15 protein-coding genes are annotated in these 17,947 nt (G+C 67.3%); 9 read left to right on the top strand and 6 right to left on the bottom strand.

Going from position 1 to position 17,947, the window contains the following annotated elements; genetic code table 11:
* Nucleotides 1-14 precede the first annotated feature (14 nt).
* Nucleotides 15-1,040 carry a uroporphyrinogen decarboxylase/cobalamine-independent methonine synthase family protein gene (locus AC3A6P_RS04555; protein WP_487688945.1) on the bottom strand — a complete coding sequence of 342 codons (1,026 nt, stop codon included), beginning with the start codon at nucleotides 1,038-1,040 and terminating at the stop codon, nucleotides 15-17.
* Nucleotides 1,041-1,062: 22 nt separating this feature from the next.
* Here AC3A6P_RS04555 and AC3A6P_RS04550 point away from each other — a divergent pair, with 22 nt between their 5' ends.
* Nucleotides 1,063-1,698, top strand: coding sequence for a sensor domain-containing protein (locus tag AC3A6P_RS04550; RefSeq protein WP_487688943.1), 636 nt, complete (start codon nucleotides 1,063-1,065; stop codon nucleotides 1,696-1,698).
* A gap of 26 nt (nucleotides 1,699-1,724) precedes the next feature.
* On the opposite strand, the gene AC3A6P_RS04545 is transcribed toward AC3A6P_RS04550, so the two are convergent.
* The 5 genes from AC3A6P_RS04545 to AC3A6P_RS04525 form a co-directional block, all read right to left on the bottom strand.
* Nucleotides 1,725-2,564 (bottom strand): bifunctional allantoicase/(S)-ureidoglycine aminohydrolase, encoded by an 840-nt coding sequence (locus AC3A6P_RS04545; RefSeq protein WP_487688940.1) that lies wholly within the window; start codon nucleotides 2,562-2,564, stop codon nucleotides 1,725-1,727.
* Nucleotides 2,565-2,749: 185 nt separating this feature from the next.
* Nucleotides 2,750-4,222, bottom strand: a complete 1,473-nt coding sequence (locus AC3A6P_RS04540; RefSeq protein WP_487688937.1) for an NCS1 family nucleobase:cation symporter-1 — start codon at nucleotides 4,220-4,222, stop codon at nucleotides 2,750-2,752.
* A 63-nt stretch (nucleotides 4,223-4,285) separates the two neighbouring features.
* Nucleotides 4,286-6,061 carry a glyoxylate carboligase gene (gene gcl / locus AC3A6P_RS04535; protein ID WP_487688935.1) on the bottom strand — a complete coding sequence of 592 codons (1,776 nt, stop codon included), beginning with the start codon at nucleotides 6,059-6,061 and terminating at the stop codon, nucleotides 4,286-4,288.
* Nucleotides 6,058-6,942: a 2-hydroxy-3-oxopropionate reductase gene (locus tag AC3A6P_RS04530; protein WP_487688932.1), complete on the bottom strand. Its 885-nt coding sequence runs from the start codon at nucleotides 6,940-6,942 to the stop codon at nucleotides 6,058-6,060. Before AC3A6P_RS04530 ends, gcl begins: the two co-directional genes overlap by 4 nt.
* Nucleotides 6,935-7,747 carry a hydroxypyruvate isomerase family protein gene (locus AC3A6P_RS04525; protein WP_487688929.1) on the bottom strand — a complete coding sequence of 271 codons (813 nt, stop codon included), beginning with the start codon at nucleotides 7,745-7,747 and terminating at the stop codon, nucleotides 6,935-6,937. Before AC3A6P_RS04525 ends, AC3A6P_RS04530 begins: the two co-directional genes overlap by 8 nt.
* A 257-nt stretch (nucleotides 7,748-8,004) precedes the next feature.
* On the opposite strand from AC3A6P_RS04525, the gene pucL reads away from it, so the two are divergent.
* The 8 genes from pucL (at nucleotide 8,005) to AC3A6P_RS04485 (ending at nucleotide 17,926) form a co-directional block, all read left to right on the top strand.
* Nucleotides 8,005-8,916, top strand: a complete 912-nt coding sequence (pucL, locus tag AC3A6P_RS04520) for a factor-independent urate hydroxylase (RefSeq protein WP_487688927.1) — start codon at nucleotides 8,005-8,007, stop codon at nucleotides 8,914-8,916.
* Between the two features lie 164 nt (nucleotides 8,917-9,080).
* Complete coding sequence (gene uraD, locus AC3A6P_RS04515) at nucleotides 9,081-11,015, top strand: 2-oxo-4-hydroxy-4-carboxy-5-ureidoimidazoline decarboxylase (RefSeq protein WP_487688925.1); 1,935 nt, start codon at nucleotides 9,081-9,083, stop codon at nucleotides 11,013-11,015.
* 11 nt (nucleotides 11,016-11,026) lie between these two features.
* A complete protein-coding gene (gene uraD, locus AC3A6P_RS04510) occupies nucleotides 11,027-11,527 on the top strand; it encodes a 2-oxo-4-hydroxy-4-carboxy-5-ureidoimidazoline decarboxylase (protein WP_487688923.1) in 501 nt (166 codons plus the stop codon).
* The gene (gene uraH / locus AC3A6P_RS04505; protein ID WP_487688921.1) at nucleotides 11,528-11,851 is read left to right on the top strand and encodes a hydroxyisourate hydrolase; all 324 of its coding nucleotides are present in this window, start codon (nucleotides 11,528-11,530) and stop codon (nucleotides 11,849-11,851) included.
* 84 nt (nucleotides 11,852-11,935) lie between these two features.
* Nucleotides 11,936-13,420: a xanthine dehydrogenase small subunit gene (locus AC3A6P_RS04500; RefSeq protein WP_487688918.1), complete on the top strand. Its 1,485-nt coding sequence runs from the start codon at nucleotides 11,936-11,938 to the stop codon at nucleotides 13,418-13,420.
* The gene (xdhB, locus tag AC3A6P_RS04495) at nucleotides 13,417-15,804 is read left to right on the top strand and encodes a xanthine dehydrogenase molybdopterin binding subunit (protein WP_487688915.1); all 2,388 of its coding nucleotides are present in this window, start codon (nucleotides 13,417-13,419) and stop codon (nucleotides 15,802-15,804) included. The genes AC3A6P_RS04500 and xdhB overlap by 4 nt, the downstream gene beginning before the upstream one ends.
* Before the next feature lie 11 nt (nucleotides 15,805-15,815).
* Nucleotides 15,816-16,640: a xanthine dehydrogenase accessory protein XdhC gene (gene xdhC, locus AC3A6P_RS04490; RefSeq protein ID WP_487688912.1), complete on the top strand. Its 825-nt coding sequence runs from the start codon at nucleotides 15,816-15,818 to the stop codon at nucleotides 16,638-16,640.
* The gene (locus AC3A6P_RS04485) at nucleotides 16,640-17,926 is read left to right on the top strand and encodes a guanine deaminase (protein ID WP_487688909.1); all 1,287 of its coding nucleotides are present in this window, start codon (nucleotides 16,640-16,642) and stop codon (nucleotides 17,924-17,926) included. The genes xdhC and AC3A6P_RS04485 overlap by 1 nt, the downstream gene beginning before the upstream one ends.
* The last annotated feature ends 21 nt before the right edge of the window (nucleotides 17,927-17,947 follow it).

Here is a 17,947-nt window from a genome sequence, read left to right as displayed (position 1 = left end):
TCAGTTGCGTGAATTCAGATGGCCTCGGGATCCTGATCGAAGCCGTCGGCGACCTTTTGCGCAAGCCCGATGGCGGTGCGGGCCCACGCCGCCGTGGCACCGGCGAGACCGCATGCCGGTGTCACACCCACCTGGTCACGCAGGACCGCGCGTGGAAAGCCCAGGCGGTCGGTCACCTTCGCGGCGGCTGCGGCCACTTCCTCCACCGCGGGACGAGGTGCTACCTCCAGTGCCGGGACGACGCCGAGAAGCACGGCGCGCCCCGCTTCCAGGAACTCGCCGATACCGTCGAGGTCCTGCGGCTGCAACGTGGAAACGTCAACCGCCACCGCGCTGATTGCGCTGCGCTGCAAGAGCTTCCACGGCAAGTCGGCGGCGCAGCAGTGGATCGACACCTCCGCCCCTGCGGCGGACACACAGGCGTCGATGAGCTCGATCGCCAGCGCCTCGTCGACGGGATGCACCGGCGTGACGCCGGTGACCCCGGTCAGCCGGCCGAGCAGCGCGGCCGGCAGTGTGGGTTCGTCGAGTTGCACCACGACGTCGGTGTCCAGACGGCGCGCCACCTCGGCGCGGTGCTGGGCGAGACCCTCGGCCAGCGACTCGGTGAGATCTCGTAGTGCACCGGCGTCGGTGATCGCCCGATGGCCGCTGCCCAACTCGAGTTGCGCTGCCAGGGTGATGGGTCCGGGTGCCTGCACCTTGACGGTTCGCCTGGATCCGCCCAGACCGGCTTTCTCCCACGACTCTTCCAGCGCGTCGAGGTCCTCCCCGAGCAGGCTGCTCGCCCGCCGCACCACGGCTCCGGGCCGCGCGGCGATGCGGTAGCCGCGGGGCACTGTGTCGATCGCGATGTCGACCAGCAGCGCCCCGGCGCGACCGATGAGATCGGCCCCGACTCCCCTAGCAGGCAGTTCGACCACATGAGTCAGGGTGTGCAGTTCGCCGACCACCACCTCGGCGGCATCTCGTGCCGAGGTTCCAGGCCAGGACCCGATGCCGGTTGCCGCCGAGAATGCAGACGGCGCTGCTGCGCTCATGGCCCAACCGTAGCCTGGGTGGATGAGGGCGGGCGCACGGATGTTCACGTGCTGCTCTGCGGTGCTGGTCGTCGGCTGCAGTCAGCAGGTGAGCGGTTTCGCGGTTCTGCCCTACTCCGAGCACCCCGGCCCGCCCGGCGCCGTCGATGTTGATGCGCTGATGCTGGATCTGTCCCGCATGCGTGCGTTGACCGGCGCCGGCGAGGATCTGAACATCATCCCGAGCATGGACGGCAAGTCTCCCGTCGATGTCGATCTGCTGGCCCGCGACGTCCCGGAGCCCTGCCGATTCGTCTTCGCCGAGACGCAGACCTTCGGCGCCGACATGGCCGACTTCCACAAGACCACCTATCAGAGCCCACCGGATTCGGCGTTGATCTCCCAGGCCGCGGCGCGGTACCCGGATCCCCAGACCGCCCGCGTCGCCTTGGACGATCTGTCCGACGCCGCCACCGCCTGTGCCGCCACCTCGTTGGGCCCGCTGCTGGTCGGTGACGTCCAAACCCAGCCCGAGACCCTGAGCACTCGAACCTCGACCACCTGTGGCCGTGATTATCGGGTGAAGGCGTCGTTACTCGCCGAGGTGACCTTCTGCGAATTCCCCGAGTCGGTGTCCGAACTCGTGATGACCAACCTGCTCGCCGGCGTTCCGGGTTAGGCCGACACCCGAGCCCTCGGGACCCGTCAGACGAACTGGCGACTCAGCTTGGCGTGCCGGTTGACGTCTTTGTACAGCAGATACCGGAAACGTCCCGGACCGCCGGCGTAACAGGCCTGCGGGCAGAACGCGCGCAACCACATGAAGTCACCCTCTTGCACCTCGACCCAATCTTTGTTGAGCAGGTACACCGCCTTGCCCTCGAGCACGTAGAGGCCGTGTTCCATCACGTGTGTCTCCGGGAAGGGGATGGTGCCGCCGGGTTCGAAGTTGACGATGTTGACGTGCATGTCGTGGCGGACATCGGACGGGTCGACGAACCGCTGTGTGGCCCAGCGACCCTGTGTCCCCGGCATTTCGATGCCCTCGACCTGAATCTCATTGGTGACGAACGGCTCGGGCACCTCCAGCCCGTCGACGCGCTCATAGGCTTTGCGGATCCAGTGGAAGCGCGCTGTCTCGGCGGTGTCATTGCGCAGCGTCCAGTCGCACCCGGGCGGCAGGAACGCGTAACCGCCCGGGCTCAGGGTGTGCTTGTCGCCCCCGATCACGAGGGTGAACCCGCCCTCGACGACAAAAAGCACTCCCTCGGCGCCGGGATCGAGCTCGGGTCTGTCGCTACCGCCACCCGGCGAGACCTCGACGATGTACTGCGAGAACGTCTCCGCGAAGCCGGACAGCGGGCGTGCAATCACCCACAACCGGGTGTCGTCCCAGAACGGGAGGTTGCTGGTGACGATATCGCGCATGGTGCCGCGCGGAAGTACGGCGTACGCCTCCGTGAAAATCGCTCGGTCCGTGGTCAGTTGGGTCTGCGGTGGCAGTCCACCGGCCGGCGCGTAATACCGTGGCGTGTTGTCAGTCATGTTCGGCTCCCACTCGCTGCGGTCTTCACTCCCGCTCCCCTTCTTGTTGTCATGCTGCGCCTCTGCTCAGGCGCCGGCCCTGCGGCTCGTTGTTGGTGTCGATTCTCCTGCCTGGCAACGGGCGCTCCGCACCTGCCCCGCCAGCGGGCGACCGGAGGGGGTGATCGTGTTCGGATCACGGTCGGTCATGCTTGTGCCTCCCGGGGTCGAGTGGTGTCCAGCTCCGGCTGCCTGAAGTCGCGCACGGAGATCGCGTAGTAGAGCACCGCGGCGATGATCACGCCCACGAACCAGGAGAACGCCGACCACGCCTCCCACGGCTTGTACAGCGCGACGAACAACGAGAACGATGCCGCGACGGTGCCGGCGATCAACGCCCGGGGGTTCCAGCCGCGCTTGTAGTAGTAACGGCTGCGCGGGTCGTCCAGATACAGCTCCTCGATCGAAACCCGTTGTCGCCGCAGCAGGTAGTAGTCGGTGAAGATCACCCCGAAGATCGGTCCGAGCAGCGCGCCCAGGCCGCCGAGGAAGTAGAAGATGGCCGCGGGGCTGCTGTAGAGGTGCCACGGCGTGATCACCACCGCCGCGACCGCACTGATCAAGCCACCCCGCCGGAAGTCGATGTGTTTGGGCGCGAGGTTGGCCAGGTCGTAGGAGGCCGAGACGAAATTCGCGACGACGTTGATCCCGATCGTGGCGACGACGAACGTGATCGCGCCGATGACGGTGACCCAGACGTTGTCGATCCTCGCGACGATCTCGACCGGGTCGGTGATCGCTTCGCCGAACACCGCGATGCTGCCCGCGGTGACCGCGACGGTGACGATCGCGAAGGCCATGAAATTGACCGGCAGGCCCCAGAAATTGCCGCGCAGGACGGTGCGCCGGTCCGGCGCGAACCGGGAGAAGTCGCAGAAATTGAGCAGTAGCGTCGAGAAGTAGGTGATGGTGAGCGCGCATGCCACGAAGAAGGCCTGCACGGCGGCACCGCCGGACTTCTGCTCGTCGGTCAGGTTCAGTGAGAAGTCCGAGCCGGCTTCGATGACGATCCACACGGCGAGTACGAACATCACCACCCAGATGGCCGGGCCCGCCCAGTCCTGGAACCGCCGCACGGTCTCCATCCCGCGGCGGATGACGAACAGTTGCAGCACCCACAGCACCGCGAACGCTGCCCAGCCCAGCATGTCGAGGCCGAGAAAGTCCGCACCACGATGGCGGGCGACGTCCGGCCACGCCGCGATGGCCAGCACCACCACCGCCTGGGAAGCCAGCCAGGTCTGGATGCCGTACCAGGCGATCGCGATCACCGCCCGGATCAGTGCTGCGAGGTTGGCACCGAACACCCCGAACGAGATCCGGGCGATCACGGGATAGGGCACCCCGGTGGCCTGGCCGGCGAAACCGGTGAGATTCATCAGGAAGAACACCACGGTGATACCGAGCACCAGCGCGAGGAAGACCTGCCAGCCGACCAGCCCGGTGAAGAACAGGCCTGCGGCGAACGTGTAGCCGCCGATGCTGTGTACATCGGACATCCACATCGCAAACAAGCTGTAGGTGCCCCAGTTTCGCTCCCTGGCGGGCGCCAGATCGTCGTTGTACAGCCGTGGACTCGGCCCGTCGGCTTGGGATCCACTGACGGTGGTGTCGGTCATGATTCCTACTCCCTGTACGCACCCGGCCTGATCCGGCGCACCCCTCGTGCGTCGGTCTCGGGCCTAATCCAGCAACGCGATCGCCGTGGGAGCGTCCTCGCCCTTGAGTGCCAGTTCCTCGAATTCGACGACGTTGTCGATCTCGGTGCCCATCGACACATTGGTCACTCGTTCCAGGATCACCTCGACCACCACCGGCAGCCGATGTTCTCTCACGAGTTCTTTGGCGCGCTCGAGCGCCGGCAACACACTCTCGGGTTTGGTGACCCGGATCGCCTTGCAGCCCAGCCCTTCGGCCACCTTCACGTGGTCGACCCCGTACCCGCCCAGCTCGGGGCTGTTGACGTTGTCGAAGGACAACTGGACGCAGTACTCCATGTCGAACCCGCGCTGCGACTGCCGGATCAGGCCCAAGTAGGAGTTGTTGACCACGACGTGGATGTATCCGATGTTGAACTGGGCGCCGACCGCGAGTTCTTCGATCAGGAACTGGAAGTCGTAATCACCCGACAAGGCGACGACGGTGGCCTCCGCGTCGGCCGTGGCCACCCCGAGTGCGGCGGGCACGGTCCACCCGAGCGGACCGGCCTGCCCGGCGTTGATCCAGTGCCGCGGCTTGTACACATGCAGCAGCTGTGCGGCCTGGATCTGGGACAACCCGATGGTGCTGACGTATCGGGTGTCGGGTCCGAAAGCCTTGTTCATCTCCTGATACACCCGCTGCGGCTTGATCGGAACGTTCTCGAAGTTGGTTCTGCGCAACATGTTTCGCCTACGCTCGCGGCAGGACTGCGCCCACGAGCCGCGGTCGGGCAACCGGCCCTCGGCGTACCACTCCGTGGCGACCTCGACCAGCACTTCCAGCGCCGCCCTGGCGTCCGAGACAATCGCGTAGTCGGGTGCGAAGACGCGCCCGATCTGCGTCGGTTCGATGTCGACGTGGACGAACCTGCGGCCGCGTGTGTAAGTGCCCAGGCCGCCGGTGTGCCGGTTGGCCCACCGGTTGCCGATGCCGAGCACAAAATCCGATTCGAGCATGGTGGCGTTGCCGTAGCGATGCGAGGTCTGCAGCCCCACCATGCCCGCCATCAGCGGATGGTCATCCGGGATGGTGCCCCACCCCATCAGAGTGGGGACAACGGGAATCCCGGTGATCTCGGCGAAGGCCACCAGCAGGTCGGCACCGTCGGCGTTGACCACTCCGCCGCCGGCGACGATGAGGGGCCGCTGCGCCGTCGCCATCATGGCCAGCGCCTTCTCCGCCTGCTTACGGGTGGCTGCGGGCCTGGGCACCGGTAACGGCTCGTAACTGTCGATGTCGAAGTCGATCTCGCCGAGTTGCACATCCATCGGCAGGTCGATCAGCACCGGGCCGGGGCGGCCCTCCCGCATCACCTGGAACGCCTTCTGGAAGGTCCCGGGAACCTGCGCCGACTCCATCACCGTGACCGACCATTTCGTGACCGGCCCGGCGATGTCGGAGATGTTGATCGCCTGGAAGTCCTCCTTGTGCAATTTGGCCACCGGAGCCTGTCCCGTGATGCACAGGATCGGGATCGAGTCGGCCGACGCGGAGTACAGCCCGGTGATCATGTCGGTACCCGCGGGGCCCGACGTCCCGATGCACAGGCCGATATTGCCGGCCTTGGCCCTGGTGTAGCCCTCGGCCATGTGGGACGCGGCCTCGACGTGCCGGGCGAGTACGTGCCTGATGCCGCCGTGGGCCCGCATCGCACTGTAGAGCGGGTTGATGGCCGCACCGGGGAGCCCGAAAGCCTGGGCGGCGCCCTCCTTTTCGAGGATCAGCACTGCGGCGTCGACGGCACGCATCTTGGTCATGATCGAGTCCTTCCGCTCAGTCGTTCGACTCCGCGCAGCAGTCCGGAGTGGTCGAGTGCGCCGTCGCCGTTGGCGAGGGCGCTGGCCATCAGCTGGGCCACGACGGCGCCCAGCGGAACGACCACGCCCGCTTCCCGCGCAGCCGCGGTGACGATGCCGAGATCTTTGTGGTGCAACGCGATCCGGAAGCCCGGGTCGAAGGACCGTTCGAGCATGTTCTGCTTTTTCTGATCGAGCACCTTCGAGCCGGCCAGGCCGCCGCCGAGCACCTCGAGGGCCGCCGCGGTGTCCACGCCGTACGCCTCGAGGAACACGACCGCCTCGGCGAGCGCCTCGATGTTCGCGGCGACGATGAGTTGGTTGGCAGCCTTGACCGTTTGGCCCGCCCCACTGGGTCCGACGTGGACGACGGTCTTGCCCACCACGTCCAGGTAGGGTTTGGCCGCCTCGACATCCTCGGCCCTGCCGCCCACCATGATCGACAGGGCCGCGTTGACCGCTCCCGCCTGGCCACCGGAGACGGGGGCGTCGACCAGCCGCAGGCCCCTGGCCGTGGCCTGCTCGGCGAGTTGTGCGGTGACATCGGGTCGGATGCTCGAGAAGTCGATGACGAGCGTGCCCTCCTTCGCGTTGTCGAACACGCCGTTGTCCCCTGCGAGGACATCGCAGACGTCCGGCGAGTCCGGCACCATCAGGCAGACCACATCGGCGTCGCGCACGGCGTCGGCCACCGACTCCGCTGCGCGGCCACCCGCGTCGACGAGCGGGGCGGCTTTCTCGGGCGAGCGGTTGTAGCCGGTCACCTGGTGGCCGGCCTTGGCGAGGTGAACAGCCATGGGGCTGCCCATGATTCCGAGTCCGATGAAGGCGATGTCAGACATCGTGTGTGCTCCTCAGTTTCTTCATCCAGCCGAAGCTGTCGGCGGAAGCGCCAGATGGCTTGTATTCAAGGCCCACCCAGCCGTCGTACCCCGCGTCCCGGAGGTCGGTGAGCTGTCGAAGCAACGGCAGTGAACCGGTGCCGGGCTCGTTGCGGCCGGGGGCATCAGCAATCTGTACGTGGGCGATTCGATCGGTGTGGGCGGCTATGACCTCGTCCACGTCGTCGCCGTTGACCGCCAGGTGGTAAAGGTCAGCCAGCAGAGCGACGTTCGGCTCGCCGGCCCGGTCGATCACCGCGAGCGCGTCGGCGGCGGTCTTGAGCGGGTATGCCGGCGCCCCGCTGACCGGCTCGACCAGAACGGTGCCGCCGATTCGGGCAGCCCCCTTGGCCGCGAGCGCCAGATTCTCGGCGCCGAGCTGGTCTTGGTGTTGCGGCGACTCACCCTCGATGCGGTTGCCGTACAGCGCGTTGAAAGCCTTGCAGCCCAACCGCTCTCCGATACCGATCGTCACATCGATGTTGTCGCGGAACTCCGCGCAGCGCCTCGGCCATGACACGAGACCGCGGTCACCGGCGGGCATGTCGCCGGCGAAGAAGTTGAGGCCCACCAGCTGCACCCCGGCGTCGTGTATCGAGGCGATGAACGTGTCGATGTCCTTGTCGGCGGGCACGGCCTCGGCGAACGGCCACCAGAACTCCACGCCTTCGAAGCCGGCTTGCTGCGCGGCTGCGGCGCGTTCCAGCAAAGGCAGCTCGGTGAACAGAATGGAGCAGTTGACCTCGAAACGAAGCGGTGGATTCATGATGTCCCCACTCTTCCGTAATGCGGAATCTTGCTTCTGTATTACGGAAGCAGAGCGTACGCCTGTGGCGTAGGTCACGTCAAGACTCACCAAGACGGTCAAACCGAGTCGACGGATCGGCCGCCCTTGACAAGATATGTGAGTTAGGTCACCATCGAATCGGCATTAACGGAATTGAACTTTCGCTATACGGAAACTATGTAGCCCATTGAGCGGCGATCGTCCGTGGTGCGAACAACACGTCGCAAGGAGCAGCAATGGGTATCGCGCTCGGACCGAACCAATACGGCAAGGCAGAGAACCGAGTCGTGCGCGTGTACCGCGACACCGACAGACATCACATCCGCGACCTGAACGTGTCGACGTCGCTGCGCGGCGACTTCACTGCAGCCCATATCAGCGGCGACCAGGGCGACGTGCTGCCCACCGATACGCAGAAGAACACCGCCTTCGCTTTCGCCAAGGAGAAGGGTGTCGCCTCCCCCGAACAGTTCGGGCTCGCGCTCGGCGCGCACTTCCTGGAGGCAGCCCCCAAGGCAACGGCGTCGCGGATCGGCATCGAGGAGTACACGTGGGAGCGCATCGAGGTGGACGGCTCCGGTGGGCACGATCACTCGTTCATCCGGCGTGGCCCCGAGTTCCGCACCACCGTTGTCACCACCGACGACAGCGCCGGCGAGCGCCGGGTCTGGGTGGTTTCCGGTGTGCAGGATCTCGTCATCCTCAAGACGACGGGGTCCGGCTTCAAGGGCTTCCTCAAAGACAAGTACACGACCCTGCAGGAGACCGAGGACCGGATCATGGCCACCGCGTTGACCGCGCGGTGGCGTTATGAGCACACCCAAGTCGACGACTGGAACAAGATCTACGACGACATCAAGCGGACGATGCTCGAGGTGTTCGCCGGCAGATACTCAAAAGCGTTGCAGCAGACCCTGTATCAGATGGGAGAGGCGGTGCTGGAGGCGCGCCCCGAGGTGGCCGAGATCAGATTCTCCGCGCCCAACAAGCACCACTTCGTCGTCGATCTGTCGCCGTTCGGTGTGGAGAACAACAACGAGGTCTTCATCGCCGCCGACCGGCCTTACGGCCTGATCGAAGCCTCTGTGGTGCGCGAAGGCGGCTCCGACCCCGGCGATGCCTGGTTGAACACTCCGGGATTCTGCTGAGGCAACCATGAAGCCACTCGCGGCAGGCGTGCAGGGCGCCGGACCGCCGGCCCGTTTTACACGAAACGCCACCTTCGCCGTCGACGGGCGAGTCCAATTGCGGTAGCGGCTCAACCACCGTCGGTCACCCGATATCCCGCCTTCAGCCGAAAGGACGGCATCCAATGACCAGATCACGATCCGCCACCGCCGAGAAGCCTCGGACCGCCAGGCACCCCGTCGACGAAATCCTGCCCATCCCAAAGCTTGCGGTGTACGGCTTCCAGCACGTCCTGGCGTTCTACGCCGGCGCCGTGATCGTCCCGATCCTGCTGGCGAACTCGATTGGGCTGACCACCGAACAGCTGATTCACCTGATCAACGCGGACCTGCTCACCTGCGGTATCGCCTCGATCATCCAGTCCGTCGGGTTCTGGAAGATCGGTGTGCGACTGCCGCTACTCCAGGGCGTGACGTTCACCGCGGTCTCCCCCATGATCGCCATCGGGCTGGCCGCGGGAGGCGGCACCGACGGCCTGCTGGTGATCTACGGCGCGGTGATCGTGGCGGGGCTGTTCACCTTCCTGATCGCCCCGTACTTCTCCCGGCTGATCCGTTTCTTCCCGCCGGTGGTGACGGGCTCGGTGATCACCATCATCGGTATCGCCCTGTTGCCGGTGGCGGCAGCCGACGCGGCAGGCGGGGCGGGTCCGACGCTGGATCCGACCAGCGGCAAGAACCTGGCCTACGCGATGGGCACCCTGGCGCTGATCGTCCTCATCCAGCGCGTGTTCAAGGGCTTCATGGCCACCGTCGCGGTGTTGGTGGGCTTGGTCGTCGGCACCTTGGTGGCCTGGCTCCTCGGCGATGCCCACTTCGACGCGGTGGTCACCTCGTCCTGGTTCGGGGTGACGACGCCGTTCTACTTCGGTTGGCCCAAATTCGCTGCGGCCGCCATTGTTTCGATGATCGTCGTCATGCTGATCACCGCTGTGGAAACCACCGGTGACGTGTTCGCCACCGGTGAGATCGTCGAGAAGCGGATCGTGCGCGAGGACATCGCCCGCGCGCTGCGCGCGGACGGTCTGGCCACCACACTCGGCGGTGTCCTGAACTCGTTCCCGTACACCTGCTTTGCCGAGAACGTCGGCCTGGTCCGGCTGACCAGGATAAAAAGCCGGTATGTGGTGGCGACGGCCGGCGTCATCATGATCATCCTCGGGTTGCTGCCGAAAGCGGCGGCGATCGTGGCGGGCATCCCGCACCCGGTGCTCGGCGGCGCGGCCCTGGCCATGTTCGCCACGGTGGCGGTGGTCGGCTTCCAGACCCTGTCCCGCGTGGACTTCCACGACCACCGCAACGTGGTGATCGTGGCGACCAGCGTCGGCCTGGCCATGTATGTGACCGCCCAACCCGACGTGGCCAAGGCAGTGCCGGAGTGGGCGCAGATCATCCTGGGCAGCGGAATCACACTCGGCAGCATCACCGCCATCGTGCTCAACCTGGTGTTCTTCCACATCGGCACGAGCCGCGGCCCTGCTGTCGCCGGCGCACCCGGCGCGGGGCTGGTGCGGCTCTCCGATGTCAACAACATGTCCTTGGAGCAGTTCAGGCGCACCTTCTCCGGGCTGTTCCAGGGCCCGGACTGGGTGGTCGAGCGGGCCTACGCCCGGCGCCCCTTCTCCGACACCCAGGACCTGCGCCGGTCGTTCCAGGAGGCGCTGTTCGCGGCGACGCCGGAGGAACAGGATCAGCTCATCGGCGCCTATCCCGATCTGGGCGCCGTCTCCGTGGCCACAGGCGAGGAAGGCGAGGACTCGATGTCCGATCAGTCGGTGCTCGGACTCACGCGGCTCGCCGAGCAGGAACACCAGGAGCTGGCGGCGCTGACCCAGGCGTACCGCGACCGCTTCGGCTTCACGCTGATCATGGCGGTGCGCGACCAGGCCAACATCGAGCAGTTGCTGCGGCACGGCTGGGAACGACTGAACAACTCACCCACCCAGGAACACGCCGCGGCGTTGATCGAGATAGCGAAGATCGCCACCTACCGATTCGACCAGCTGGTGGCCGAGGCCAACCCGATTCATTCGGCCCGCACCCGGCACGTCGAGAACTAGGAAGGCACAGCATGACCGGCGGCGTCTCCGTCGACGGATTCAACGCGCTCCCCGAATCAGAGGCCAGGCGAAGGCTTCTCACCTGCCTGAACGCACCGCGCTGGGCGGAGGAGGTGGCCGGCCGGCGACCGTACGCGGACTACGCCGCGTTGACCGCCCAGGCCGCGGCGTCGGCGGCCGAGTTGTCCGACGACGACCTGTCGGCCGCGTTGAACGGGCACCCCCGCATCGGGGAGCGCGCCGGTACGGGGCATGCCGCCGACTTCTCGGTCCGGGAACAGGCGCAGGTGGATCGCGACGACGTGGACGTCATGGCCGCGTTGGCGGCGGGCAACCGGTCCTACGAACAGCGTTTCGACCGGGTCTTCCTGGTCCGCGCCGCCGGCCGCAGTTCCCCGGAGATCCTGGCCGAATTACGCCGCCGGCTCGGCAACGACGACGACACCGAAAGGGCCGAAACCGTCGCAGCGCTGCGCGAGATCGCCTTACTCCGACTGAAGGATGTGGTGTGAGTGGGAACCCTGAGCACCCATGTACTCGACACCAGCGTGGGACGAGCGGCCAAGGGCGTCCGGGTGGAGCTCGAACAGGACGGCGCCCGGATCGGCGATGGTGTCACCGACGCCGACGGGCGTATCGGCTCCATCGGTCCGGAGCGGCTCGGCGCGGGCGACTACACGCTGCGCTTCCACACCGGCGGCTACTTCGCCGACGGCGGCCGGGACTGTTTCTATCCCGAGGTCGTCGTGGTTTTCACCATCGCCGATCCGGATCAGCATTACCATGTTCCGTTGCTGCTCAACCCTTTCGGCTACGGGACCTACCGTGGTACCTGAGCGCACCACCCACTCCGCGGTTCGCGCGCACTGCACCCTGCTTGCTCGCGCGAGTACCGTGGCCAGCACGGAAGGAACAGCGTCATGAACTGGACCCCAACGTCACCCAGTGTTTCCGTCAACGGTGAACGGCGCCGTGTCGTCGATGTCGCGCCGTATGTCACGGCGCTGGACTGGCTGCGCGATCAAGGGTTCACGGGCGCCAAGGAGGGTTGCGCCGAGGGCGAGTGCGGCGCCTGCTCCATCATGGTGGCCCGGCCCGACGTGAGCTCTGATCATCAGGGCCACACCCGCTGGACCGCGCTCAACGCCTGTCTGGTGCCGGCGCTCTCACTCGACGGCCAGGAACTGGTCACCGCCGAAGGGCTGGGCAAACCCGGCGCGCTGCACCCGGTACAGCGGGAGATGGCGCAGCGCGGTGGGTCCCAGTGTGGTTACTGCACACCTGGATTCATCTGTTCGATGGCCGCCGAGTACTACCGCCCCGATCGCGCCCCTGTCGATCCGAGCGGCAACGGCAAGCGCGCGGCCGACCACGAACACGGACCCAACGGGTTCGACCTGCACGCGTTGAGCGGTAACCTGTGCCGCTGCACGGGATACCGGCCCATCCGGGATGCCGCCTACGCGCTGGGCCGCCCGCCCGCCACCGACACCTTCGCCCAGCGGTGCGCGACGCCCGCGCCCGCCGCACCTGCCACTCGGGTGCGGGTCGGCGACGCCGAATTCGTCCGGCCCGCTGACCTTTCCACCGCACTCGCCCTGCTGGCGGAGCGGCCGGACGCCACCGTGGTCGCCGGGTGCACCGACTGGGGCGTCGAGGTCAACCTGCGCGGCACCCGCGCCCCTCTGGTGGTGGCCGTCGACCGGCTGCCCGAACTGCGCACGTTCGACGTCGGTTCCTCTCATATCGAGGTGGGCGCCGCGCTCACCCTGTCGGAGGCCGAGCGACTGCTGGACGGACGGATCCCGCTGCTGGACCAACTCTGGCCGCAGTTCGCCTCGCGACTGATCCGTAACGGCGCCACCCTCGGCGGCAACCTCGGCACCGCCTCCCCGATCGGGGACGCAGCGCCGGCGTTGTTGGCGCTGGAGGCCACGCTGGTGCTGACCGGGCCGGACGGCGACCGCGAGGTGGCGCTGGCCGATTACTTCACCGGCTACCGGCAGACGGTCAAGCAGGACGGCGAACTGATCCGGGCCGTGCGTATCCCGATGCCGCCCACCCCGATGGCCGCGTTCCACAAGATCGCCAAGCGGAGGTTCGACGACATCTCCAGCGTGGCAATCGCCTTCGCGCTACAGGTCGTCGGCGGTGTGGTCGAACGGGTGAGCATCGGCCTCGGCGGGGTGGCGGCCACCCCGCTGCGGGCCACCGCCACCGAAGAGGCGTTGCGGGGACACCCCTGGACCGCGGAGACCGTGCGCGCCGCCGCCGCCGTGCTGGGCCGCGAGGGCACCCCGATCGACGACCACCGGGCCAGTGCCGCGTTCCGCGCGGCGATGCTCGAACAGTCGCTGCTCAAGTTCCATGCCGAATCCGCTGTACCCGAGGGGGCCACGTCATGAGTGAGCTCAGCACCCGCCCGTCGCGCCCGGTGGTGGGCGTCGAGATACCGCACGAGAGCGCCGACCTCCACGTCACCGGGCTCGCGCTGTACACCGATGATCTGGTGAGCCGCTACCCCGGCGCGCTGCACGCCTATCCGGTGCAGGCCCCGCACGCGCACGCTCTGGTGCGTTCCATGGACACCGGGCCCGCGCTGGCCATGCCGGGGGTCGCCTGTGTGCTCACCGCCGCCGACGTGCCCGGTGTCAACGACGCCGGCGTCAAGCACGACGAGCCGCTGTTTCCCAGTGAGGTCATGTATTACGGGCACCCGGTGTGCTGGGTGCTGGCCGACACGTTGGAAGAGGCCAGGATCGCCGCAGGCAAGGTGGCCGTCGACTACGAACCGCTGCCGTCGCTGATCACGGTCTCCGAGGCCATCGCCGCGGACAGTTTCCAGGGCGCGCGGCCCGTGCTGCGCCGCGGTGAACCGGAAGCCGCTTTCGGCACGTGTGCTCATGTTTTCGAGGGCGAGTTCGAGTTCGCCGGTCAGGAGCACTTCTACCTGGAGACCAATGCGGCCCTGGCCAGTATCGACGAAAACGGCCAGCTGTTCATCCAGTCCTCGACGCAGCATCCGACCGAGACGCAGGACATCGTGTCGCACGTGCTGGGCAAGCCCAACCACGAGGTCACGGTGCAATGCCTGCGCATGGGTGGGGGTTTCGGCGGCAAAGAGATGCAGCCGCACGGGTATGCGGCCGTCGCCGCACTCGGCACGGTGCGCACCGGCCGCCCGGTGCGGGTGCGATTCAACCGGACTCAGGACATCACCATCACCGGCAAGCGGCACGGGTTCCACGCGGTGTGGAAGGTGGGGTTCGCCGCGGACGGCACCATTGGGGCGTTGACGGCGACGCTGACCGCCGACGGCGGCTGGAGCCTCGACCTGTCCGAGCCGGTGCAGGGCCGCGCGCTCTGTCATATCGACAACGCCTACTGGATCCCGAACATCGAGGTGCACGGGCGGATCGCGAAGACCAACAAGACCTCGCAGACCGCGTTCCGCGGGTTCGGCGGGCCGCAGGGCATGCTGGTGATCGAGAACATCCTCGGCCAGTGTGCGCCGGCGTTGGGCATCAGTGCCCGCGAACTGCGCAGGCGCAACTTCTATTCGGCGGGACAGACCACTCCTTACGGCCAGGAGGTACGCCATCCCGAACGGATCGAGCGGGCCTGGAACCAGGTCATCGAAAGCGGGGATGTGGACCGTCGCCTGGTTGAGATCGAGGCGTTCAACGCCACCCATGAGCACACCAAGCGCGGGCTCGCGGTCACGCCCGTCAAGTTCGGCATCTCGTTCAACCTGACCGCGTTCAATCAGGCCGGCGCGCTGGTGCACGTCTACAAGGACGGTTCGGTGCTGATCAACCACGGCGGCACCGAGATGGGCCAGGGCCTGCACACCAAGATGCTGCAGGTGGCCGCTACGGCGCTGGGAGTGCCGCTGTCGGTTGTCCGGCTGGCGCCCACACGAACCGACAAGGTTCCCAACACCTCTGCCACAGCGGCGAGTTCGGGAGCCGACCTCAACGGCGGCGCGGTGAAGAATGCGTGCGAGCAGATCAAGGCCCGGCTGGCCGAGGTGGCCGCCGAAGAACTCGGTCACGTGCACCCGGCCGACGTCCGGTTCGTCGACGGCAAGGTGACCGGGCTGGCGGCCACCGACCGTGAGCTGGATTTCGCCGAGCTGGTGAATCTGGCGTATCACCAACGTGTTCAGCTGTGGGCGGCGGGTTTCTACCGCACCGCAGGGTTGTACTGGGATGCCGCCCGGATGCAGGGTTCGCCGTTCAAGTACTTCGCCTACGGGGTCGCCGCCAGCGAGGTGGAGGTGGACGGGTTCACCGGCGCCTACCGGTTGCGCCGGGTGGACATCGTGCACGACGTCGGCGACAGCCTGTCTCCGCTTGTCGACCTCGGCCAGGTGGAGGGCGGATTCGTTCAGGGCGCCGGCTGGCTGACCCTGGAGGACCTGCGCTGGGACACCGGTGACGGGCCGTCCCGCGGCCGATTGGCCACCCAGGCGGCCAGCACCTACAAGCTACCCAGCTTCTCGGAGATGCCCGAGGAGTTCAACGTGACGCTGCTGGAGAAAGCCCACGAGGACGGCGCGGTGTACGGGTCGAAAGCGGTGGGCGAGCCGCCGCTGATGCTGGCCTTCAGCGTCCGCGAGGCGCTGCGCGAAGCGGTCGCGGCATTCGGCCCGACGGGTCACTGTGTGGATCTCGGCTGCCCGTCTACGCCCGAACGGGTGTTTTGGGCCATCGAGCGCGCCCGCTCGAAGGACGCACCGATGCGCCCGGAGGAGGCGGCCGCCGCCCAACTGGCCGGAGGCGCCTAGCCATGCACTGGATGAGTGCCATGGCGCGGCTACGCGAGCAGCGTCGCCCCGGTGTGCTGGTGACCCTGACGGCCGTGCGCGGCCACGCACCCCGCGACGCCGGAGCCAAGATGGTTGTGGCGCAACATGATTGCTGGGGCAGCATCGGCGGCGGCAACCTGGAGCAGTCGGCGCTGCTCGCCGCGCGCGAGCTGCTGGCCGCAGGGAGCCGGGAACCCGAGACCAGGACCTGGGGTCTCACCGAACAGTCGCGGTCGGTGCACGGAGTCCAATGCTGCGGCGGTGAGGTGACGGTGCTGTTCGAACCGCTGCCCACGGTGCCTGCGGTGGCGATCTTCGGGATGGGGCACGTGGGCTGCGAGCTGGCCCGGATCCTGGCCCGGCACGACATCGAACTGCACCTGGTCGACTCGCGGGCCCAGCACGCCGAACCGGAACGGTTGGCGGCGCTGACTTCCGACGCCGAGGCGCGGGTGCACACCCATCATGCGGTGGTGCCGGAGTTGGTCCTGGGTGAACTCCCCGCCGGGTGCCACGTGCTGCTGATGACCCACGACCACGCCGAGGACGTCGCCCTGTGCGATGCCGCGCTGCGCTGCGGCCACCTGGGTTCGATCGGGCTCATCGGGTCGTCGGTGAAGTGGCGCCGGTTCGCCAAACGGCTGACCGAAGAGGGGCACGACGAGTCTGCGCTGGCCCGCATCATCACACCCATCGGACTTCCCGACATCACCGGCAAAGAGCCGGCGACCATCGCGGTGAGCGTGGCCGCCGATCTGCTGCTGACGTTTCAACGTGAGAGTTCCGGGCGCGCCCAGGTGGCGGAGACCACTTGATGAAGATCTACCGCGGGACCGTGCTGGACACCCCCGAGTCACCGTTCACCGGCGCAGCGCTGCGTGCAGAAGCCGACGCGGGGATCGCCGTCACCGACGGTGGTGTGATCACCGAACGTGGTCCTTACCAACAGATTCGGGCGGCGTACCCCGGCGCCGACCTGGTGGACCTGACCGGCGGTGTGGTGTTGCCGGGTCTGGTGGACACCCATGTCCACTTCCCCCAGGTGCGGATCATCGGCGCGTTGGGCATGCCGTTGCTGGATTGGCTGGATCGCAGTGCGCTACCCGAGGAAGCGCGGATGGCCGATATCAGCTACGCGAGCGAGGTGGCCGGTGAGTTCATCAACGGGCTGGTCGCCGCGGGCACCACCACGGCGCTGGTCTTCGGCGCGCACTTCCCGTCCGCGGTGGACTGCCTGTTCGAGCAGGCGGCGCGCAGCGGATTGCGGATCAGCTCCGGTCTGGTGGTCAGCGACCGGCTGTTGCGCGACGAGCTGCTGAGCACGCCGGAGCAGGCGCATGCCGACGGACTGGCCCTGGCCGGCCGCTGGCACCGCAAAGACCGGTTGCGCTACGCCGTGACACCCCGGTTCTCGCTGTCGGCGAGTGCACCGATGCTGGAGTCCTGCGCGGCGCTGCTGGGTGATGTCGAGGGCGCCTTGTTCACCTCGCACTGTAACGAGAACACCGCCGAAGTCGACACGGTCCGCGGGCTGTTCTCCGAATGCAGCTCGTACGTCGACACTTACGGCCGGTACGGGCTACTCGGGCGGCGCAGCGTGCTGGCGCACAACGTGCATCCCACCGACGCAGAGCTACGGCAGCTGGCGTCTGCGGGTGCGAGCGTGGCGCACTGCCCGTCGTCGAACAGCGCGCTGGGCAGCGGGCTGTTCCCGTTACGCAGACACATCGAGCACGGCGTGCGGGTGGCGTTGGGCACCGATGTCGGTGCGGGAACCAGCTTCTCGCTGTTACGCGAAGGCCTGCAGTCGTATTTCATGCAGGCCCTTCTCGGAGCCGACGGGCTGCCGCTGACGGCGGCCCACATGCTGTACCTGGCCACCGCGGCCGGCGCCGCCGCGCTGGAGTCCGACGGCGAGATCGGCGATTTGTCGGTGGGCAAGCAGTTCGACGCGGTCTGGGTCGCCCCGCGGCCGGGCAGCACCCTCGACGTCGTGCTCGAGCACGCCGCCGACGCCAACGACGCCCTGGCCAAGGTGTTCGCCCTCGGCGGGGTATCAGACGTGGGTGGGGTGTGGGTCGGTGGAGATCGGTTGCGTTAGCCAAGTGTGTTCCGCGGGTCC

The sequence above is a fragment of the Mycobacterium sp. Soil_C_30 genome (assembly GCF_057656995.1).
Note: the sequence above shows the minus strand (reverse complement) of the source record. Positions and strands in the feature narration are given on the sequence as shown.